The 20,209-nt window shown below is 64.3% G+C and carries 20 protein-coding genes; 16 read left to right on the top strand and 4 right to left on the bottom strand.

The genetic code is table 11. The features are described from left to right. Positions 1-7: 7 nt before the first annotated feature. Positions 8-1,828, bottom strand: coding sequence for a cobaltochelatase subunit CobT (cobT, locus tag E0473_RS00330; protein WP_137678901.1), 1,821 nt, complete (start codon positions 1,826-1,828; stop codon positions 8-10). A 148-nt stretch (positions 1,829-1,976) separates the two neighbouring features. Here cobT and E0473_RS00325 point away from each other — a divergent pair, with 148 nt between their 5' ends. Then, positions 1,977-2,621: a DUF2490 domain-containing protein gene (locus E0473_RS00325; RefSeq protein WP_137678900.1), complete on the top strand. Its 645-nt coding sequence runs from the start codon at positions 1,977-1,979 to the stop codon at positions 2,619-2,621. Positions 2,622-2,633: 12 nt separating this feature from the next. Here the strand turns inward: E0473_RS00325 and E0473_RS00320 are convergent, their stop codons facing one another. Further along, complete coding sequence (locus tag E0473_RS00320; protein WP_137678899.1) at positions 2,634-3,338, bottom strand: DUF4197 domain-containing protein; 705 nt, start codon at positions 3,336-3,338, stop codon at positions 2,634-2,636. Between the two features lie 53 nt (positions 3,339-3,391). Here E0473_RS00320 and E0473_RS00315 point away from each other — a divergent pair, with 53 nt between their 5' ends. Together E0473_RS00315 and E0473_RS00310 are read left to right on the top strand one after the other, a co-directional pair. Further along, positions 3,392-5,563 carry a primosomal protein N' gene (locus E0473_RS00315; RefSeq protein ID WP_137678898.1) on the top strand — a complete coding sequence of 724 codons (2,172 nt, stop codon included), beginning with the start codon at positions 3,392-3,394 and terminating at the stop codon, positions 5,561-5,563. Positions 5,564-5,653: 90 nt separating this feature from the next. After that, the gene (locus E0473_RS00310) at positions 5,654-6,730 is read left to right on the top strand and encodes a PAS domain-containing protein (protein WP_137678897.1); all 1,077 of its coding nucleotides are present in this window, start codon (positions 5,654-5,656) and stop codon (positions 6,728-6,730) included. A 21-nt stretch (positions 6,731-6,751) separates the two neighbouring features. On the opposite strand, the gene E0473_RS00305 is transcribed toward E0473_RS00310, so the two are convergent. Beyond that, complete coding sequence (locus tag E0473_RS00305; protein ID WP_137678896.1) at positions 6,752-7,777, bottom strand: bifunctional transcriptional activator/DNA repair enzyme AdaA; 1,026 nt, start codon at positions 7,775-7,777, stop codon at positions 6,752-6,754. Between the two features lie 78 nt (positions 7,778-7,855). Between E0473_RS00305 and E0473_RS00300 the strand changes: the two genes are divergently transcribed. The 11 genes from E0473_RS00300 (at position 7,856) to E0473_RS00255 (ending at position 17,556) form a co-directional block, all read left to right on the top strand. Next, positions 7,856-9,433, top strand: a complete 1,578-nt coding sequence (locus E0473_RS00300; protein ID WP_137678895.1) for a S1 family peptidase — start codon at positions 7,856-7,858, stop codon at positions 9,431-9,433. A 162-nt stretch (positions 9,434-9,595) separates the two neighbouring features. After that, positions 9,596-10,153 (top strand): F0F1 ATP synthase subunit delta, encoded by a 558-nt coding sequence (locus tag E0473_RS00295; RefSeq protein ID WP_137679978.1) that lies wholly within the window; start codon positions 9,596-9,598, stop codon positions 10,151-10,153. Between the two features lie 26 nt (positions 10,154-10,179). Beyond that, positions 10,180-11,709 (top strand): F0F1 ATP synthase subunit alpha, encoded by a 1,530-nt coding sequence (gene atpA, locus E0473_RS00290; protein ID WP_137679977.1) that lies wholly within the window; start codon positions 10,180-10,182, stop codon positions 11,707-11,709. Positions 11,710-11,716: 7 nt separating this feature from the next. Then, the gene (locus E0473_RS00285; protein WP_137678894.1) at positions 11,717-12,010 is read left to right on the top strand and encodes a putative quinol monooxygenase; all 294 of its coding nucleotides are present in this window, start codon (positions 11,717-11,719) and stop codon (positions 12,008-12,010) included. Positions 12,011-12,017: 7 nt separating this feature from the next. Beyond that, on the top strand, positions 12,018-12,887 hold the full coding sequence (locus E0473_RS00280; protein WP_137678893.1) for a F0F1 ATP synthase subunit gamma: 870 nt from the start codon (positions 12,018-12,020) through the stop codon (positions 12,885-12,887). Next, the gene (locus E0473_RS00275) at positions 12,887-13,420 is read left to right on the top strand and encodes a hypothetical protein (protein WP_137678892.1); all 534 of its coding nucleotides are present in this window, start codon (positions 12,887-12,889) and stop codon (positions 13,418-13,420) included. Before E0473_RS00280 ends, E0473_RS00275 begins: the two co-directional genes overlap by 1 nt. A 38-nt stretch (positions 13,421-13,458) precedes the next feature. After that, on the top strand, positions 13,459-14,916 hold the full coding sequence (gene atpD, locus E0473_RS00270; protein ID WP_137678891.1) for a F0F1 ATP synthase subunit beta: 1,458 nt from the start codon (positions 13,459-13,461) through the stop codon (positions 14,914-14,916). A gap of 144 nt (positions 14,917-15,060) precedes the next feature. Further along, positions 15,061-15,318 carry an ATP synthase F1 subunit epsilon gene (locus tag E0473_RS00265; protein WP_137678890.1) on the top strand — a complete coding sequence of 86 codons (258 nt, stop codon included), beginning with the start codon at positions 15,061-15,063 and terminating at the stop codon, positions 15,316-15,318. A gap of 15 nt (positions 15,319-15,333) precedes the next feature. Further along, the gene (locus tag E0473_RS15470; protein ID WP_162848929.1) at positions 15,334-15,504 is read left to right on the top strand and encodes a hypothetical protein; all 171 of its coding nucleotides are present in this window, start codon (positions 15,334-15,336) and stop codon (positions 15,502-15,504) included. Between the two features lie 109 nt (positions 15,505-15,613). After that, positions 15,614-16,051: a hypothetical protein gene (locus E0473_RS15755; protein ID WP_161981454.1), complete on the top strand. Its 438-nt coding sequence runs from the start codon at positions 15,614-15,616 to the stop codon at positions 16,049-16,051. After that, positions 16,048-17,556: an ArnT family glycosyltransferase gene (locus E0473_RS00255; protein ID WP_137678888.1), complete on the top strand. Its 1,509-nt coding sequence runs from the start codon at positions 16,048-16,050 to the stop codon at positions 17,554-17,556. Before E0473_RS15755 ends, E0473_RS00255 begins: the two co-directional genes overlap by 4 nt. A gap of 6 nt (positions 17,557-17,562) precedes the next feature. Here E0473_RS00255 and E0473_RS00250 read toward each other — a convergent pair whose 3' ends face one another. Beyond that, positions 17,563-18,453, bottom strand: coding sequence for a DMT family transporter (locus E0473_RS00250; RefSeq protein WP_137678887.1), 891 nt, complete (start codon positions 18,451-18,453; stop codon positions 17,563-17,565). 18 nt (positions 18,454-18,471) lie between these two features. Here E0473_RS00250 and E0473_RS15330 point away from each other — a divergent pair, with 18 nt between their 5' ends. Together E0473_RS15330 and E0473_RS00245 are read left to right on the top strand one after the other, a co-directional pair. Then, the gene (locus tag E0473_RS15330; protein WP_161981453.1) at positions 18,472-18,609 is read left to right on the top strand and encodes a hypothetical protein; all 138 of its coding nucleotides are present in this window, start codon (positions 18,472-18,474) and stop codon (positions 18,607-18,609) included. A gap of 46 nt (positions 18,610-18,655) precedes the next feature. Further along, on the top strand, positions 18,656-20,209 hold the full coding sequence (locus tag E0473_RS00245) for a TadA family conjugal transfer-associated ATPase (protein ID WP_137678886.1): 1,554 nt from the start codon (positions 18,656-18,658) through the stop codon (positions 20,207-20,209).

The raw sequence follows: 20,209 nt of genomic DNA, 5'->3' as shown, positions 1-20,209 counted from the left end.
CGGGCCGCTAGTCGACCTCGAACAGGTCGGCCAGCTGCTCGATGATCGTGCCGCCGAGCTGCTCGACATCCATGATCGTCACCGACTTCTTGTAGTAGCGCGTCACATCGTGGCCGATGCCAATGGCGGCCAGCTGGACGGGCGAGCTTTTCTCGATCCAGTCGATCACCTTGCGCAGGTGCTGTTCGAGATAGCCCGCGTTATTCACGCTCAAAGTAGAATCGTCCACCGGCGCGCCATCTGAGATAACCATCAGGATGCGGCGGTCTTCGGGTCGCGCCAGCAGCCGCTCGTGCGCCCACAGCAGCGCCTCGCCGTCGATGTTCTCCTTCAGCAGCCCCTCGCGCATCATCAGCCCGAGCGAGCGGCGCGCGCGGCGCATCGGTTCGTCGGCCTTCTTGTAGATAATGTGACGCAGGTCGTTGAGGCGGCCCGGATTGGGCGTCTTGCCATCGGCCAGCCACTTCTCGCGGCTCTGCCCGCCCTTCCACGCGCGGGTGGTGAAGCCGAGGATTTCGACCTTCACCCCGCACCGTTCCAGCGTGCGCGCCATGATATCGGCGCTGATCGCGGCGATGGAGATCGGGCGGCCCCGCATCGAGCCGGAATTGTCGATCAGCAGAGTGACGACCGTGTCCTTGAACTCCTGCTCCTGCTCGACCTTGTAGCTGAGCGAATGGCCCGGCGAGATTACCACGCGCGCCAGCCGCGCGGCGTCGAGCAGGCCTTCTTCCTGATCGAAATCCCAGCTGCGGTTCTGCTGCGCCATCAGGCGGCGCTGAAGCCGGTTGGCGAGCCGCGTCACCACGCCCGCAAGCCCCGCCAGCTGGCTGTCGAGATAGGCGCGCAGCCGATCAAGTTCGTCGAAGTCGCACAGCTCGGTCGCCTCGACCACTTCGTCGAACGAGGTGGTAAAGGCCTTGTAGTCGAAGCCCTCGGGCAGGTCTTGCCACGGCGCGTTGCGGCGCTGGGGGACCATCATCTCCTCGCCGTCGTCGCCGGGATCGCCCTCGCCCATCTCCTGCTCGCCGGACTCCTGCTCCTCGCCGTCGCCCTCGCCTTCCTCGCCCTCAGCCCCTTCGGCGGCGACCTCGGGCTGGTCGGACGGGTCAGCGCCGTCCTGCTCGTCGGTCTCGTCCTGCTGGTCACCGGATTCGTCGGGGTTGTCTTCTTCCTCGCCGCTGTCATCGGGCTCCTGCTCGACCGGGACCATGTCGAGATGGCGCAACATGTCGAGCGCGAGCGACTGGAACGCCTCCTGATCCTCCAGCGCGTCGGTGAGCCGCTCGAAGTCATCGCCAATGCGGCTTTCGATATGTTCACGCACCAGTTCCACGCCCTCGCGCGCCGCGATCGGAATGGGCTGCCCGGTCAGCTGCTCGCGCAGCATCAAGGCAAGCGCGGTCTGCATCGGCACCTCACCCGCTTCCTCGGCGCGGGTGATCGCGTCGCTTGCCAGCCGCTGCTCGGTCATCGCGGCAAGGTTCGCGCGCATTCCGGCGAAATCGCGCTCACCGATAGCCTCGTAGCGGGCACGCTCGATGGCGTCGTAGCAGGCGCGGGCCTCGATATCCTCGGGCATATGCGCCTTGTGCAGGCGGGCATTGTGGTGCCGCATCTTGAGCGCAAAGCTATCGGCAAAGCCGCGCGCCTCACGCGCCTGCGCTGGGGAAACCTCGCGCCCCGGCGAGGGCACGCGCATCGTCTTGCCGGCGGCGAAAGGCGCGTCGGCGGTCCAGTTGAGTTCGGTTTCCGGGTCGCGCGCAATTGCGCGGGCGGCGCCGGTCAGCGCGAGCTTGAAGCGATCGAGAGGGGATTCGTCAGCCATTGTTCCTGCCTATATGAGCAGGGCGGTGGAAGTGCCAAGCCTGCCACGCTGGAAAGGCTGCTTGCCAAGCTTGACCCAACGCCTCGTTTCTCTAGAGGGCACCCTTGTCATTTTTTTGTCATAATAGTGGCGAGAGGCCCTTGTTATCATGATCGATTCTGCTGCGCTGCTAAGATTTGGTGCCCTGTGCGCGGCCGCCATTTGGGGTGTGCCAGCGGCTGCGGCCGACGAAGACGTCCAGTTCTGGATATATCTCAAGGGCAGTTTCTCGGTTGCCGACAACGTCAGCAACACGACCGAAATCTCGCCGCGCTGGCGTGAAGGGTCGGACATTATCCAGCTGCGCACCACCTTCGAAACCGAAGTGGCGGACGGGTTCGAACTTGGTGCGGGCGGCGCCTACATCGAATCGGGCGGCAACTACGAAATCAGGCCACACCAGCAGCTGGTCTTTTCGTCGGGGCGCTTCTCCGCACGCACGCGGTTCGAACAGCGGTTTGCCGAAGGGGCGGACCGGGTTGAGCTGCGACTGCGGCAGAATGTGCAATTCGCACAGCCGATTGCGGAGGGAACGCGCGCGCATCTCACTGGAGAGGCACTGTATACGCTGCAAAACCGCGACCGTGCCTACGACGACCGGAACGACCAGTGGCGCGGCGAGGTAGGGTTACAGCAGCGCCTCAACGATTCGTTTTCGCTGACCGGCGCATACCGCGCGATCTATACGCCGCGCGACAATCGCAGCGATACGCTCAACCACGTCGCCATTCTTACGCTTTCCTGGAAGCCCTGACCGGCCACCCGATCAAAGCTGCGCGCCCACGCCGAATACGCCGATCAGCACCGGATCGTTGGTGGAACGCGGGTCGGCGCGGATCGCGCTTTCCTCGCCGCCGATCTCGCCCCAGATCGCATCGTTGATGGCAGAGGAGAAGTTGCGCGACACACCGGCAACGTCGATCCCGGTCAGCCCGGCGAGCAATTCTCCGACCAACGGATCCTGGGCATAGCGCATGGCCTCGCCCAGTTCGGGTACCATCGCCTCGATCAGCGCATTGCCCATCTCTTCGCGCAGGTAGCTCGTGGCCGCGGTCGGCCCGCCGCGCACCAGCGCTACGGCATTGGCGTAACCGATAGTCCGCACAGCGTCGGTGACGAGCGGCGCTGCGCGATCGGCGGCATCGATGGCGAGATCGGCGAAGCTGTCGTTCAACCGCTCCTTGAACAGGGCCGAGGTCAGGATCGAAGCCAGCACATTGCCGCGCGTGCCGAGCAGGTTTTCCAGTCCGATTGTTTGGACCGCATTATCCCAATAGCCGCCATCGACGGTTAGCCGGGCAAAAGCGCGCTCGGACGAAAGGTAGAGAAGCCGCCGCACAGCGTCTTCGAGGCTGAAGCCGCCCATGCTCGCACAGCCCGGCAGCAACAAAGCCGCACCGCCCACGGCAGAGCCCAGAAACAGCCGCCTGCCAAGCACCGGCCCGCCGCTGGAAAGAACATTATCGGTCATAGTCACACTCCTCGCCCTTGCCCGCCTCATGGGGCTGCTCCCATATTGCCAGCGTGCCTGCAAAACGTGTCCGCCTGCTGATGATGAACGCCGCCTTGGGTCCGCTCGATTACCGGGTGCCTGATGGCGTGGAGGTGAACGCAGGCGCGGTGGTGGTGGTTCCGCTGGGGCCGCGCCAGGTGCTCGGGATCGTGTGGGAGGAAGACCGCCTCCCCGCCGAGCGTATCGACGATTCGCGCCTGCGCCCGCTGATCGGGGTCTGCGACGTACCGCCGATCAAGGCCGAGCTGCGGCGGCTGATCGAGTGGTGCGCGGACTACTATTGCGCCCCCATGGCTTCGGTGGCGCGGATGGTGATCGCCAGCTCGGCGGCGCTGCGCGGGGCGGCGACCATGACCGAATACCGGCTCACCGGCGGGATGCCCGAACGCATGACCGCCAAGCGCGAACAGGCTCTCGCCGCGCTGGAGGGCGAACAGGCCTCATTGCGCGAACTGGCGGGCATGGCGGACGTAAGCGAGGCAGTGCTGCGCGGGCTCGTCAACCAGGGCGCGCTGGAGCCGGTCGAGGTCGACTGCGACCGGCCCTACCCCCAAGCCCGCGCCGACTATGCCGTGCCCGAACTGAGCCCAGAGCAGGCAGAGGTCGCCGCGCGGCTGGTCGCGGCGACCTCGGGCGGCGGGTTCGCTCCGTTCCTGCTCGACGGTGTCACCGGCTCGGGCAAGACCGAGACCTATTGCGAGGCCATCGCCAGCGCGCTGGAGCGCGGTCAGCAGGTGCTGGTGCTGCTCCCCGAAATCGCGCTGACCGAGGCCTTCCTACGCCGTTTCGAGGAGCGCTTCGGCGCCGCGCCGGTGCAGTGGCACTCATCGCTCAAGGCGACCGAGCGCCGCCGCGCCTGGCGCGCCATCGCGGCTGGCACCGCGCAAGTGGTGGTCGGCGCGCGCTCGGCGCTGTTCCTGCCCTATGCGCGGCTCGGCCTGATCGTGGTCGACGAGGCGCACGAAATCAGCTTCAAGCAGGACGACGGCGTACGCTACAACGCCCGCGACGTAGCGGTGATGCGCGCCCGCTTCGAGCGTATCCCGGTGGTGCTGGCCTCTGCCACCCCGGCGCTCGAAAGCCTCGCCATGGCCGACAGCGGGGTTTACGAGCGGCTGGTACTACCGAGCCGGTTCGGCGGGGCACAGCTGCCCGATATCCAGCTCGTCGACCTCACCGAGGAACCGCCCGAGCGCGGCGAATGGATCGCCCCGCCGCTGCGCCGCGCGCTGTTACAGCGGCTCGAAAAGGGCGAGCAGTCGCTCCTATTCCTCAATCGGCGCGGCTATGCCCCGCTCACTCTTTGCCGCGATTGCGGGCATCGGTTGCAGTGCCCCCATTGCAGCGCGTGGATGGTCGAGCACCGGTTCTCCGCGCGGCTCGCCTGCCACCATTGCGGCCACGAGATGCCGCCGCCCAAGGCGTGCCCCGAATGCGGCGCGGCAGACAGTCTCGTTCCTTGCGGACCCGGCGTCGAGCGGATTGCCGACGAGGTGGCGCAGATCCTGCCCGATGCGCGCGTGACCGTCGCCACTTCCGACACGCTCAACTCACCCGAACGCGCCGCGCAGTTCGTGGCCGAGGCCGAACACGGCGCGATCGACGTGATCGTCGGCACCCAGCTTGTCACCAAGGGCTTCCACTTTCCTGAGTTGACGCTGGTGGGCGTGATCGATGCCGACCTCGGCCTAGAAGGCGGTGACCTGCGCGCGGCGGAGCGGACCTATCAGCAGATCGCGCAGGTCGCCGGGCGCGCCGGGCGCGGGGCCAAGCCCGGCGAAGTGCTGATCCAGACCCGCCATCCCGATGCGCCCGTAATCGCTGCGCTGGCCGCAGGTGACCGAGATGCGTTCTACGAAGCGGAAACTGAGGCGCGCCGCCATGCCCATGCCCCGCCGTTCGGGCGCTGGGCCGCGATCATTATCTCCTCGGAGGATGAAGCCGAGGCGCGCATGGCCGCCAACCGCATCGGCGACACCCGCCCACGCCTGCCCGACTTGCAGTTCTACGGCCCCGCACCCGCACCGATGGCGCTGCTGCGCGGCCGCTATCGCTTCCGTCTGCTGGTGAACGCGCGGCGCACCGCGCAGCTTCAACACACCATCCGCCAGTGGATTGCGGCGGTGCAGCATCCGCCCGGCGTGCGCGTGGGAATAGATATCGATCCCTATAACTTTGTTTAGTGCGCGCGGTAGCAAAGCCATCTAGGCGCACAGCTAATTGTGCCTATAAGACAGCCGGCAAGGCTGATCAGACGACCGGGAATTGACGACATGGACGAGGCTCAGCAGGGCGAAAACGAAACAGCGTTCGACCATACGAATGCGCCGCCCATCCCCAAGGGCATCTCGCGCAACACGATGGAAGACCTGCCCTTCTCGCTGGTGATTGCCGATGCGCAATTGCCCGATATGCCGCTGGTCTACGTCAATCGCGCATTCGAACGCGTGACCGGCTACAACCGCGAGTTCGTGATCGGACGCAACTGCCGCTTCCTGCAAGGCGCGGACACTAACCCCGCCGATCGCCAGCTGATCCGGGAGGCGCTGGACGCGGGGCGGGAGATCACGGTGGACATCTTCAATTATCGCGCCGATGGCGAGCCCTTCGTCAACCGCCTGCTGATTTCGCCCCTGCGCGATGGCGATGAAATCACCCACTTCCTCGGCATCCAGTCGGAGCAGCCTAGCGACGGTGCCTTTGCCGAACGCGCCGCCCGGCTCGACGAGCAGTTGCGCGAGGTTCAGCACCGGGTGAAAAACCACCTTTCGCTGTTGCTCGCGCTCATTCGCCTCGAATCCAGCCGCACCACCGACGCGAAGGCCGCGCTCGGCGTGCTGGCCAACCGGGTCGAGGCGCTCAACATGCTTTATGACGAGTTCAGCCGCTCTGGCGGAAAGGGCAGGGGCTCGATCGCGCTCGGCGCCTATGTCAGCCGCGTGTGCGGCGCGCTCAACATGATCGACGGGCACCGCGAAGTGCGTATGAACCTCGAAACCGACGAGGTGCGCGCCACGTTGAACAGCGCCTCACAGGTGGGCCTGCTAGTCTCCGAACTTCTCACCAACGCGCTTCAGCATGGCTTTGCCGACGACGAAGCGGGCGAAGTGGCCGTGCGCCTTTGGCGCGACGAGGAGGGCGACAACGCCTGCCTGCAGGTAGCCGACAACGGTGGGGGTATCCCTGAAGGTATCGATTGGCCCAACGCCGGCAATCTCGGCGCGCGCATCGTGCGCGACCTGACGAGACGGATCAACGGCACGATCGACGTGGAGACGGGCTCCGATGGCACCACCGTCACTATTACCATTCCGCTCAGCGCGCTGGGTTCGCAGGAACCGGAGGAATAATGTCGCGCTGCCGGCGCGCTGCTAGTCCTCGCGTTCGCGCCGAAGCAGTTCGCGCTTGATCGCCTCGCCATAAGCATAGCCACCTAGCGCACCGCTGGCCTGCACCACTCGGTGGCACGGCACCAACACGGCAACCGGGTTTGCGCCATTGGCGCTGCCCACCGCGCGACTGGCACCCGGCTGGCCAAGCGCGGCAGCGATCTGGCCATAGCTGCGGGTTTCACCGGGAGGGATTGCGCGTAGCTGCTCCCACACACGCTGCTGGAACGCCGTGCCCGCCACGTCGAGCGGAATGTCCGGCTTGGAGCTGGGCGTTTCGACCGCAGCGACAACCTGCTGCAACAGTGCGGCAAAGTCCGCCCCGCCCTGCCTTAACTCGGCGCGCGGGAAGCGAGCGCGCAATTCGTCCTCGCCTTCGTCGAACGAGAGGCGGCACACGCCCTTCTCGCTTGCCGCCACCAGCATTGGGCCGAGGCTGGTTTGAGCCATCGCCCAGCGGATCGTCACGCCTTCTCCCCCGCGTGCCCATGCACTTGGTGTCATCCCCAACCTTCCTTCCATTCCCGCATAGAACGTGCTCGGCCCTTCGAAGCCCGCCGCATAGATTGCATCGGTGACATTGCTTTCCTCGCTTAACCGGGTGCGGGCAGCCTCCTGCCGCAGCGCCCTGCCATAGGCCGCCGGTGAAAGGCCGGTCGCCCGCGTGAACATGCGCTGCAAATGCGCGGGCGAATAGCCGCAAGCCTGGGCCAACTGCGCCAGCGGCACAGGCCGAGCCTCGCCGCGCAGCAGGGCCAGGGCCTGCGCCACCGCCGCCTCGTCGCGCGTCACCTCGCCAGGGCGACAGCGTTTGCAAGGCCGAAACCCCTCACGCTCCGCTTCGGTAGGGCCGCTCAGGAAGCGGCAGTTCTCAGGACGCGGCCTGCGCGCAGGACACGAGGGGCGGCAATAGATTCCGGTCGACACCACGCCTACCACGAAGCGCCCGTCGAACGCACGGTCACGCCGGGCGAAGGCCTCGGCCATCTGGGCGAGCGTAGGGGTCATCCGGCGATATTTACGACCAAATGACGAGCGATGCTTCCCGAATCTTGCGCTCAAAGCGATGAGAGGCGAAAGGGGGCCATGATCGCGCACACCCTCCGCACACTCGCCCTGGCGCTGAGCCTTCTGTTCGCCGCCATGCTCCCCGCGGCCCCGGCACAGGCAGACGAGGCCGATATCGCCGCCGCTGCGCGCGGCGTGGTGCGCGTGGTGATCATCGGCCGCGATGGCGACCAGATCTTCCCCATCGCCCACGGCACCGGCTTCGTGGTCGCGGGCGAGCGGATCATAACCAATGCGCACGTCATCAACCCCGCCATCGAGGACAAGCGCCTCTCGATCGGGATCGTCCCGCCCGAAGGCGGCGATGCAGTCTACGCCCGGCCGGTTTCGGTCAGCCCGCGCAATGATCTGGCGATTCTCGCCACTACCAAGCCGATGAACCTGCCCGTGCTCACCATCGCGGGCAATCCGGCGAGCGGACAAAGCGCCGTCACCGCCATCGGTTACCCCATGAACGTCGACCGGGCGCAGGGATTGGGCCAGAACGACCTGTTTCGCGCAACCCCGCCGGTGCTAAGTACCGGCTTTCTTTCGGGCCGCCGCCCGAGCCGCGAGATGGACACCCTGCTCCACACCGCGCCCATCGCCCGCGGCAACTCGGGCGGGCCGCTGGTGGATAACTGCGGTCGGGTGATCGGAATCAACTCGTTCGGCGCTGAAAGCGAGGGCACCGAGGCCGAGTTCTTCTTTGCCGTAAGCACGCGCGAGCTGCTCCCCTTCCTGCGCGCGAACGATATTCAGCCGCAATTGAACGCGCTGCCCTGCCGCTCGCTGGCCGAGCTGGATGCTCAGGACGAAGCGCGCCGCCAGCAGATGCTCGCCGCAGACCAGCGCCGCGCCGAACAAGCCCGGGCCGAACTGGCTCAGCGCGAGGAGGAATTGCGCCGCGATCTCACCTTCCGCACCATCGATGCCCGCGCGAACCGGATGGCGCTGGCGCTGCTGTTGTTCGTGATCGCTCTGGCCGCGGGCGGCGCGGCCTATCTCATGCATCTGCGCGGCGACATGCGCCAACGTGCAATCGTCGGCAGCGTGGCGATTGTGGCGCTGGTGGGTGCTGCCATCGCCTGGCTCACCCGCCCCGCCTTCGCCGATATCGAAAGCGATCTGCAAGCCACGCTGTTTCCGGAGCGACCCGGCGACGCTCCCGAAGATAAGCCGGGCGGCGCGCTCGTGGCCGAGGCGACCTATTCCTGCGTGCTCGATCAGCAGCGCAGCCGCGTCACCAGCGCGCCCAAACAGGATCTCGAAATCGGCTGGAGCGCGCAAGGCTGCGTCAACGGCCGCACCCAGTATGGCATCAATGCCGGAGACTGGACCCGCGTGCTGGTGCCTTCGACAGAGGCGGCAGTGTCGGTCAACCGGTTCGATCCGCAGGCCCACGAATATGTGGTGGAGCGTTACCTGCTCGACCGCGAAGCCATGCGCAACGCGCGCGAACTTCGTGGGCAATACGAGGCCCCGCAATGCGACGGCGGCGATCAGGCGGCGCGCCAGCTCGGCGTCGATCAGGGCGCGGTCATGACCGCCCTGCCCGACCGGCCGAACGAGCGGCTTGTCTATACCTGCACCCTGAATGGAAACGCCACGGACTGACGGCAGACACACTTTACCGCCAAAGGCTTGTCCCCCGGCCTTGCATCCCAATCCACCCGATGCTAGGCGCGCGCCGAGTTTGCCGGGGGGGTTCTTTAAGTGCCCCAATTCTCCGGCGAAACACACATCGTCTACTCGGACAGTTTGAAGGATAATTCGCGCGTGGAGCTTTCCGCCGGTATTCAGGCCAGCCTAACAGGGCGTTATGCCTCGGCCCTGTTCGATCTCGCCAGCGAAGCGGGGTCCGTTTCCGCTGTCGAATCCGATCTCGACAAGCTCGATGCTGCACTGCGCGAATCGGGTGATCTGCGGGCGCTGATCCGCAATCCCGAGATCACACGGTCGCAGATTGCCAATGTGATGGCAGGCCTTGCCGATCACCTTGCGCTTTCGCCCCTCACCAAGAACTTCCTCGGCGTGCTGGCGAACAACCGCCGCGTGGCTGATCTGCCTGGCATGATTCGCGCTTTCGCCGCCATCGCCGCGGCCCAGCGCGGCGAAGTGCAGGCCGAAGTCGCCTCCGCCCACCCACTCAGCGATACGCAGCTGGGTGAGCTGGAAGGCCGCCTGCGTGCCCGCGAAGGCCGCACGGTGAAGCTGAAATCCCGTGTCGACCCCGACCTTCTGGGCGGGCTCGTCGTCACCATTGGTTCCAAGCGCATCGATAGCTCGATCCGCACCCGTCTCAACTCGCTTGCCCAGGCCATGAAGAGCGCCTGAAACGCCGATTACCGAAAGGCTCAATGATGGAAATCCGCGCCGCAGAAATCTCCAAGGTCATCAAGGACCAGATCGCCAACTTCGGCACCGAAGCCGAAGTCAGCGAAGTGGGCACCGTGCTGTCGGTTGGTGACGGCATCGCCCGCATCCACGGGCTCGACAATGTGCAGGCGGGCGAAATGGTCGCCTTCGCCAACGGCACGCAGGGCATGGCCCTGAACCTTGAAGCGGACAACGTCGGCGTCGTGATCTTCGGCTCGGACGCCGACATCAAGGAAGGCGACAACGTCAAGCGCACCGGCACCATTGTGGACGTTCCCGTCGGCAAGGGCTTGCTCGGGCGCGTAGTCGATGCGCTCGGCAACCCGATTGACGGCAAGGGCCCGCTCACCGACGTCACGCGTGAGCGCGTGGAAAAGAAGGCCCCCGGCATCATCCCGCGCAAGTCGGTGCACGAACCCGTGCAGACCGGTCTCAAGGCGATCGACGCCCTCGTCCCCGTCGGCCGCGGCCAGCGCGAGCTGATTATTGGTGACCGTCAGACCGGCAAGTCCGCCGTCGCCATCGACACCTTCATCAACCAGAAGGGCTGGAACAACGGCGACGACGAAAGCAAGAAGCTCTACTGTATCTACGTCGCCGTGGGCCAGAAGCGCTCGACCGTGGCGCAGATCGTCAAGCAGCTCGAAGAGAACGGCGCGATGGAATATTCCATCGTCATCGCCGCCACCGCGTCGGAGCCGGCTCCGCTGCAGTACCTCGCGCCCTACACCGGTGCCGCGATGGGCGAATTCTTCCGCGACAACGGGATGCACGGCCTGATCGTTTATGACGATCTGTCGAAGCAGGCTGTCGCCTATCGTCAGATGTCGCTGCTGCTGCGCCGCCCGCCGGGCCGTGAAGCCTATCCGGGCGACGTGTTCTATCTCCACAGCCGCCTGCTCGAACGTGCGGCCAAGATGAACGACGAGAACGGCGGCGGATCGCTCACCGCGCTGCCGATCATCGAAACGCAGGCTGGCGACGTTTCGGCCTACATTCCGACCAACGTGATCTCGATCACCGACGGCCAGATCTTCCTCGAAACCGACCTGTTCTATCAGGGTATCCGTCCGGCCATTAACGTGGGTCTCTCGGTGAGCCGCGTCGGCGGTTCGGCCCAGACCAAGGCGATGAAGAAGGTCGCAGGCTCGATCAAGCTGGAGCTGGCGCAATACCGCGAAATGGCGGCCTTTGCGCAGTTCGGTTCGGACCTCGACCCGGCCACGCAGAAGCTGCTCAACCGCGGCGCGCGCCTCACCGAGCTGCTGAAGCAGGCCCAGTTCTCTCCGATGCCGGTGGAAGAGCAGGTCGTCTCGATCTTTGCAGGCACCAATGGCTATCTCGACAAGATTCCGGTGAACCGCGTCAACGAATATGAAGCCGCGATGCTGAGCTATATGCGCCAGAACCACGCCGACACGCTTGCCACGATCCGTTCGAGCGGAAAGTTCGAAGGTGCGGAAAAGGACGCCGTGGTCGCCGGTCTCGACGCCTTCGCCAAGCAGTTCGCCTGATCGTCCGATGAGCTACACCGTATTCGCCACGATCCCGGTCAAGCCGGAGCATATGGAGGCTGCCGCGCAGGCAGTTGCCTCCATCGTTCCTGCGACCCGTGCCGAAGACGGCTGTCTCATTTTCGAGCCCCGCCGTGCGGCGGACGGATCGAGCACGATTATGATTTTCGAAGAGTGGGCGGATCGCGACGCGTTCGAGTTCCACCACGCTCAGGAATACACCAAAGACGTGTTCGCGCAGTATGAAGGGTGGCTCCAATCGCCCCCTCAACTCGTCGAAGTGCGGTCGCTGGAAGGCTGAACAGGATATGGCAAGCCTCAAGGAACTCAAAGACCGGATCAAGTCGGTCAAGTCGACGCAGAAGATCACCAAGGCGAAGCAGATGGTCGCCGCGGCGAAGCTGCGCAAGGCTCAGGCCGCAGCCGAGGCCGCGCGCCCCTATGCCGAGCGTCTCGCCGGTGTGATGGGCTCGCTCGCCAGCAAGGTGAGCGGCGCCGATGCACCGCTGCTGCTTTCGGGCAACGGCAAGACTGACCGGCACCTGCTCGTCGTCGTCAACACCGACAAGGGGCTGTGCGGCGGTCTTAACGCCAACATCGTCAAGGAAGCCAAGCGACAGGCCCGCGCGCTCGAACAGGCGGGCAAAGAGGTCACCTTTTATCTCGTCGGCAAGAAAGGTCGTGCGCCGCTAAAGCGCGACTATGCCAGCCAGATCGGTGACGGCTTCGACACCAGCGAAGTGCGCAATATCGGCTTTACCGAAGCCGAAGCGATTGCCGACGACCTCATCAGCCGCTTCGAGAAAGGCGAATTCGACGTCGCCTCGCTCATCTATCCGATCTTCAAGAGCGCGCTGGCGCAAGATCCCACCACCGTGCAGATCGTGCCCGTCCCCGCTCCCGAAGAGGTGACCGACACCGGCGCTGTGGTCGAGTACGAGCCGAACGAGGAAGAAATCCTCGCCGACCTGCTGCCGCGCTACATCAAGACCCAGCTGTTCGGCGCGCTGCTCGAACGCGAAGCATCGGAGCAAGGCGCCTCGATGACCGCGATGGACAACGCCACCCGCAATGCGGGCGAGCTGATCGACAAGCTGACCGTACAGTACAACCGCAGCCGCCAGGCCGCGATTACGACTGAGCTTGTCGAGATTATCGCTGGCGCGGAGGCGCTGTGATGAAGCGAACGAAACTCTGTCGTTTTTCAGCTGTTGCGCTTTTGGTCGCTATTATTGCACCCGTAGGTGCTAATGCGCAGGATGCGCTCAATGGAGCTTCATCGGACCTCGAAACAGGAAAGATTGTACGCGGCGTGAGAGTGACCTTGAATCGGCTGGTCGATCAAAACTGTTTGACGCACAGCCGTTCTGAAAAAAGCCGCTCCACTCGCGCCTCAAGAAGTGATTGCAGTAACTTAAATTCGCTTTCTGTTTTCGGACATTCTGTTCAAGGAGTGAGCAGCATCACATTCTTTTCGACGCCCCTTTGGGATGCTGGCGCGCATTTCTTTGTCTATTTCAATGATGAAGTTGATGAAGTTGTCGCTTCATTCGTTGCAAATGGAGCTACCAACCTCGGCTGCGAAGGCAGAGGCAAAATGCGACACTGCAAATTGCAATATCGCAACGGCGAAGACTTCGGAGTTCAAAACCGCCAAAAAGGCGGCTCACTAATCGTTCAGGAAGACCGGTCTCCTGGTGAACTTTTCTGAGCCGCATGAGACAGACCGTTTCCTAAGGAAAAAAAGCCATGGCAACTGCCCCCGCTCTTAACCAAACCACCAACGGCACCATCGCTCAGGTGATCGGCGCCGTCGTCGACGTGCATTTCGAAGGCGAGCTGCCCGCCATCCTCTCCGCGCTGGAGACGAAGAACGGCGACACCACGCTCGTCCTCGAAGTCGCCCAGCACCTCGGCGAGAACACCGTGCGTACCATCGCGATGGACGGCACCGACGGCCTGACCCGCGGTCAGGAAGTGATCGCCACCGGCGCGCAGATCTCGGTGCCGGTCGGCCCGAAGACGCTTGGCCGCATCATGAACGTCGTCGGCGAGCCGATTGACGAGCGCGGTCCGATTGGCGCCGAAATGTCGGCCCCGATCCACGCCGAAGCTCCGCCCTTCCTGGAACAATCGACCGAAGCGGCCATTCTCGTCACGGGCATCAAGGTCATCGACCTGCTCGCGCCTTACGCCAAGGGCGGCAAGATCGGCCTGTTCGGCGGCGCCGGTGTGGGCAAGACCGTGCTCATTCAGGAGCTCATCAACAACATCGCCAAGGGCCACGGCGGCGTCTCGGTGTTCGCGGGCGTGGGTGAACGCACCCGCGAGGGCAACGACCTCTACCACGAGTTCCTCGACGCCGGCGTTATCGCCAAGGACGCCGAGGGCAATGCGACTTCGGACGGTTCGAAGGTGGCGCTCGTGTTCGGCCAGATGAACGAGCCGCCGGGTGCCCGTGCCCGCGTCGCGCTCTCGGGCCTGACCATGGCCGAATACTTCCGCGATCAGGAAGGGCAGGACGTGCTGTTCTTCGTCGACAATATCTTCCGCTTCACCCAGGCGGGTTCGGAAGTGTCGGCGCTGCTCGGCCGTATTCCTTCGGCGGTGGGCTATCAGCCGACCCTGTCGACCGACATGGGCAACCTGCAGGAACGCATCACCTCGACCACCAAGGGATCGATCACCTCGGTGCAGGCGATTTACGTCCCTGCGGACGACTTGACCGACCCTGCCCCTGCCACCTCGTTCGCGCACCTTGATGCGACCACCACGCTCAACCGCGCGATTTCGGAGCTCGGCATCTATCCGGCGGTCGACCCGCTGGACTCCACCAGCCGCGTGCTGACCCCGGCCGTCGTGGGGCAGGAGCACTACGACACCGCCCGCCGCGTTCAGGAAACGCTGCAGAAGTACAAGAGCCTGCAGGACATCATCGCCATTCTCGGCATGGACGAGCTGAGCGAGGAAGATAAGCTGACCGTGGCCCGTGCCCGCAAGATCCAGCGTTTCCTGTCGCAGCCTTTCCACGTGGCCGAAGTGTTCACCAACATCCCCGGCAAGTTCGTGCAGGTGGAAGACACCGTCGCCTCGTTCAAGGCGGTTGTGGACGGCGAATACGATCACCTGCCCGAGGCGGCCTTCTACATGGTCGGCGGCATCGAGGAAGCGATTGCCAAGGCCAAGAAGCTGGCCGAAGAGGCTTAATGACAAGTCCCCTCCCCTCTGGGAGGGGTTCGGGGTGGAGGTTGGCGCCCACAAGTCGCGCTCACCCACCCCACTGCGACTAGGCCGCTTGCGCGACCAAGTCTCGTTGCCCCTCCAGCACGGGAGGGGGTATAGGGAAAGACAATGGCTCTGCATTTCGAACTCGTCACGCCGGAAAAGCTGGTCCGCTCCGAGGAGGTCCACATGGTGGTCGTCCCCGGCAGCGAGGGCGAATTCGGCGTGCTTGAAGGCCACGCGCCCTTCATGTCGACAATTGCCGACGGCGCGGTGCAGGTCTTCAAGACCGCTGGCGCGCAGCCCGAAACCATCATGGTCCGCGGCGGCTTTGCCGAAGTGGGCGACAAGGGTCTGACCGTGCTCGCCGAGCATGTCGACGACTGACCAAGAGGCCGGGGCGTGAACACGCGCCCCGGCGTCTGCGCCCGCAAGCGGCGCTTTTCCAGCGAGGCCGAGGCCATCGCCGTGGCGCTGAGAGCCACGATCACCTTGCGCCCCTATCGCTGCCAGCTGTGCCGCGAATGGCACCTCACCAGCCGCACCAAGGGCATGAAGAGCCTGCCGCGCTGATATGCGCGCCGCAGCTTTCGCAAGCTTTCCTGGAGAGCCGAAACCATTCCAAAGACAGGCCTTCGCCAGGCCGCAAGCATCAGGGACAGCGCGCGCGAATTCTGCCCGAATGCCAACATTTCCCAATGGCCTTAATGGGCTGATTTTTAAAACGAATGGCGTGAAAGCGGCGATCGTCACACAGTCGACTTCGTCACTTTCTCTGGCGCCGGGTGGGCGCGTGAAAATCGGGCGGCTTGTCCGCGATCCAGCGCAGAAATTTCGCCACCTCCGGATCGGCCACCAGCGGCTCTCGAGCGCCGCCCAACCGCATAAGCTGCGCATTGGTGAAGCAGGCGTGGATCGTGCGATGGCAAATCGGATGGACCGGCACCGTGACTTTCCCCCGCTTAGCCTTGGGAACGACATGGTGGAGCTGCACACGCCGCCCAAGCGGGCGCTGACACAGCCAGCAGATCGCGCTCTGGTCACTCGTGTGTTGGCTAATGGGCATCGCGAAGCTAACCAAGCGCTTTCGCAAGGCTGCGACAAGCCCGTTTCCCGATGAGAAAGACCCGCCCCTTGGCCAATCTATCCCCCCATCGCGGGCACAGCACGAACATTGCGGCGAGCCTACGCCGCGACTTGCCCGGCCTGTTCGCCCTGCTGGCGGCAGTGGTCGCCACGCGCGCGGTCTGGTTCGGCGACCCCGTGGCCGACTATGACGAGCAGCTCTATTCGTTCATAGGCTGGCGCCTGCAGTATGGCGAACTGCCCTATGTCGATTGGTGGGATCGAAAGCCGTTCGGCCTGTTCGCCATCTTCGGCCTGGCTCATCTGCTGCTTGGTCCCGGCCCCATCGCCTTTCAGCTTTTCGCGGCTCTATCCGCCTTCCTAGCAGGCTGGCTCACCTATGCCAATGCCCGGCTGATTGGCGGACGGCTGGCGGCCACCTTTGCGGGCGTGGTCACGATTATCCTGCTCTCGGCCTATGGTAGCCATTCGGGCCAGAGCGAGATCTTTTTCACACCGCTGCTGCTGGCGATGGTGCGCCTGCTGGCCGAGCGCGATCACCCGGGCTTCACCCGCCGCGCCGCGCTCGCCATGCTGATCGGCGGGCTGGCCTTGCAGGTGAAATACACGGTGGTCCCGCATTGTCTTGCCTTCGGGCTCTATGCGCTTTGGATCGAGCACAGGCGGGGCGCGAATTTGGCGACGCTAGCCAAGCGCGCGCTGCTGTTCGTTTTCCTGGGCCTTCTGCCGACGCTCCTGATCGCTCTGCTCTATCTTGCCGCAGGTGGGTTTGAGGACTTCTTCTTCGCCAACTTCGTGAGCTTCTTCGATCGCATCCCCGCCAGCCAAGGCCGCTGGCAAAGCCGCTATCGCATTCTCGTCGCCCCGCTGGCGGTTCTGGCTGTGGGCGGAATCTACGCCACCTTTCGCACGAGGAGCCCGCGCGATTGGGCGGTGTGGCAACTGTTTGTCCTTTTCGCGCTGGCCTCGATCGGCTCGGTGTTTCTGCCGGGCACCGTTTATGGCTACTATTTCGCCGGACTGGTGGCCCCCGTCGCATTGCTGGCCGTACCGATGTTCGACAGCAGGGCCGTCCTACGTATCGTCTTCAACCTGCTGCTTCTGGCTGTTCTAGTCTATCTGCTAAACCTGCCCGCACGCTACGACCAGTCGCAGCAGGAGCGGCGCGAGGCGCAGCGCTTCGCACAGGCCATTGCCCCTTACGTCGACGCGCGCCGCGACTGTCTTTGGATGTTCGACGGGCACACTTCGCTGTACCGGATGACGAACTCCTGTGTACCGACCCGGTTCGTCTATCCCGACCATCTCAACAACGCCCTTGAGACCGAGGCGCTCGGGGTCAATCAGGCGGACGAGGTGGCGCGCATCCTTGCCACCCGGCCTAGTGTGATTGTTACCGCCGATCGCCCCGTAACCCCGCAGAACAGGAAGGCGACGGCGCTCGTCGAAGCTGCGCTTGCCCAGAAGTATCGCGCCCTCACCACGAATAAGCTGCGACACCGCACACTCACAGCCTGGGCGCGCAAGGCCGCGAAATGATCCGGCCTAAGCCGCAGGGCGCGTGCGCCGGTCGTGCCACAGGTAAAGCCCGGCACCGATAATGATGGCCGCGCCGACTGTGGCAAGGCCATCCGGTATGTCGTCGAAGAATATCCAGCCAAGTGAGATCGCCATCAAGAGCTGGCCGTAGGTCATCGGCGCGATGGTGCCCGCCCCCGCCTTGGCCGTACCCATGTAAATCAGCCACTGCGCCAGTGTCGCACTAACGCCGATAAACGCGCACCGCGCCAGCACAGACCAGTGCGGCCAGGTCAAAGCGAAGGTCTCGATGCCGCTGAGGTGTCCGGCAAAGGTTGCGACGCTAAGGAAGATCATCGCCGTAATCGACATATAGTACTGCATAGCGAGCACGCTGGCGCGGCCGTGGACCTTGCGGTTGGCGATTATGGTCACCGCCATTCCGGTCGCGCCCATCAGCGGGAACAGCACCGCCCAGCCCGCCGCCTCGAAATTGGGACGCAGCACGATGATCACCCCTACAAAAGCCATGGCGCTGGCGATCCAGGTGCTTTTGCGCGCCCGTTCGTCCAAAAATACCATGGCGAGAAGCGCGGTAATCACCGGCTGGGTGAAGGCGATGGTGGTCGCTTCGGCCAGCGGCATGACCCATACCGCGAAAAACATTCCGATGGCCGAACAACTGATCGACAGCCCGCGCAGCCATTGCAGCTTGTCCCGCGGAAGAGCCAGCGCGCCAAGCCCCTCGCTGCGCGCCAGCAGCACGGCCAGCAGCGCGCTGCCTACGATATAACGCGTCGCCGCCATTGCCGGTGCGGGCCAGGCACCCATCATGCCCTTCACGATGGCGTCGCCGATCGAAAGCGTACAGAAACCAGCGAGTGCATAGAGCAGGCCGGCGCGATCCGAATTTTGCATGAAGGCCTCGTCCCCCGCTTGAGCGCTCCGCCTAGGCTGGCGCTGGCTGCCATGCAATCGTTCACCTCTTTTGCGAGCACCGACGATGACCGCGAACCCCTTTGCGAAATCTTTACCAAGATTGCCGAAAAGCTGGCTGATTTCGTGATTTCGTGATGTCGGCCCGCTGTTTGCGCGGTCGGACAGACCAAGAGGGACGGCAATGAGCGCATTCGGACGCAAAAACGGCGTCGGTGGACCGGGCGGCACAGGCGGGTCACGGCCCAGCTTCGGGGTTGCCAAGCCCATGCGCAATGGCAACGCCCCCGCGCCCAGCGACCGCAGCGCGGCTCAAGTGCCCGGCGGCGAGCAGTTCCCGCCCCTGCCCAATGCAGGAATGCCGGCCGATGCTGGCGCCGAACCATCTGCCCCCAGCCCCCACGCCGATGCGATGAGCCGCCTCGCCGACCGTGCCAATGCCGCCAGCGAAAGCGGGGTCAGCGAAGTCGGCGGGTTCGAACAGTCGGTTCACAAGATCAAGGAGCAGGTGCTCCCGCGCCTGCTCGAACGCGTCGATCCGGAAGCGGCGGCCACCCTCTCGAAGGAAGAGCTGTCGGAAGAATTTCGGCCGATCATCATGGAGGTGCTGGCCGAGCTGCGCATCACGCTCAACCGGCGCGAACAGTTCGCGCTGGAAAAGGTGCTGATCGACGAGCTGCTCGGCTTCGGCCCGCTGGAAGAGTTGCTAAACGATCCCGATATTTCGGACATCATGGTCAACGGCCCGCAGCAGACTTATGTCGAGCGCAAGGGCAAGCTGCAGATCGCGCCGATCCAGTTCCGCGACGAGACGCACTTGTTCCAGATCGCCCAGCGCATCGTGAACCAGGTCGGAAGGCGCGTCGACCAGACTACGCCGCTGGCCGACGCCCGCCTCAAGGACGGATCACGTGTGAACGTGATTGTGCCGCCGCTGAGCCTCAAGGGCACGGCGATCTCGATTCGTAAGTTCTCCGAAAAGCCGATCACCATCGACATGCTCAAGGGCTTCGGCTCGATGAACGAGAAGATGGCGACCGCGCTCAAGATCGCGGGCGCGAGCCGGATGAACATCGTGATTTCGGGCGGTACCGGCTCGGGCAAGACGACCATGCTCAACGCGCTGTCGAAGATGATCGACCCGGGCGAACGTGTGCTCACCATCGAAGACGCGGCCGAACTGCGCCTGCAACAGCCGCACTGGCTGCCGCTCGAAACCCGCCCGCCGAACCTTGAAGGTCAGGGCGCTATCACCATCGGCGACCTCGTGAAAAACGCCCTGCGTATGAGGCCTGACCGGATTATCCTGGGCGAAATCCGCGGCGCGGAGTGTTTCGATCTCCTCGCCGCGATGAACACCGGCCACGATGGTTCGATGTGTACGCTCCACGCCAACTCCCCGCGCGAGTGCCTTGGCCGTATGGAGAACATGATTCTGATGGGCGACATCAAGATCCCGAAGGAAGCGATCAGCCGCCAGATTGCCGAGTCGGTGGACCTCATCGTGCAGGTGAAGCGCCTGCGTGACGGTTCGCGCCGCACCACCAACATCACCGAGGTTATCGGCATGGAGGGCGATGTGATCGTGACGCAGGAGCTGTTCAACTTCGAATATCTGGACGAAGGCGAGGACGGCAAGATCATCGGCGAATACCGCAGCTCTGGCCTGCGTCCATATACTTTGGAAAAGGCGCGGCAGTTCGGGTTCGATCAGGCCTATCTGGAAGCCTGCCTTTAG

Source organism: Aurantiacibacter suaedae, assembly GCF_005434915.1.
Taxonomy (GTDB): Bacteria; Pseudomonadota; Alphaproteobacteria; order Sphingomonadales; family Sphingomonadaceae; genus Alteraurantiacibacter; species Alteraurantiacibacter suaedae.
Note: the sequence above shows the minus strand (reverse complement) of the source record. Positions and strands in the feature narration are given on the sequence as shown.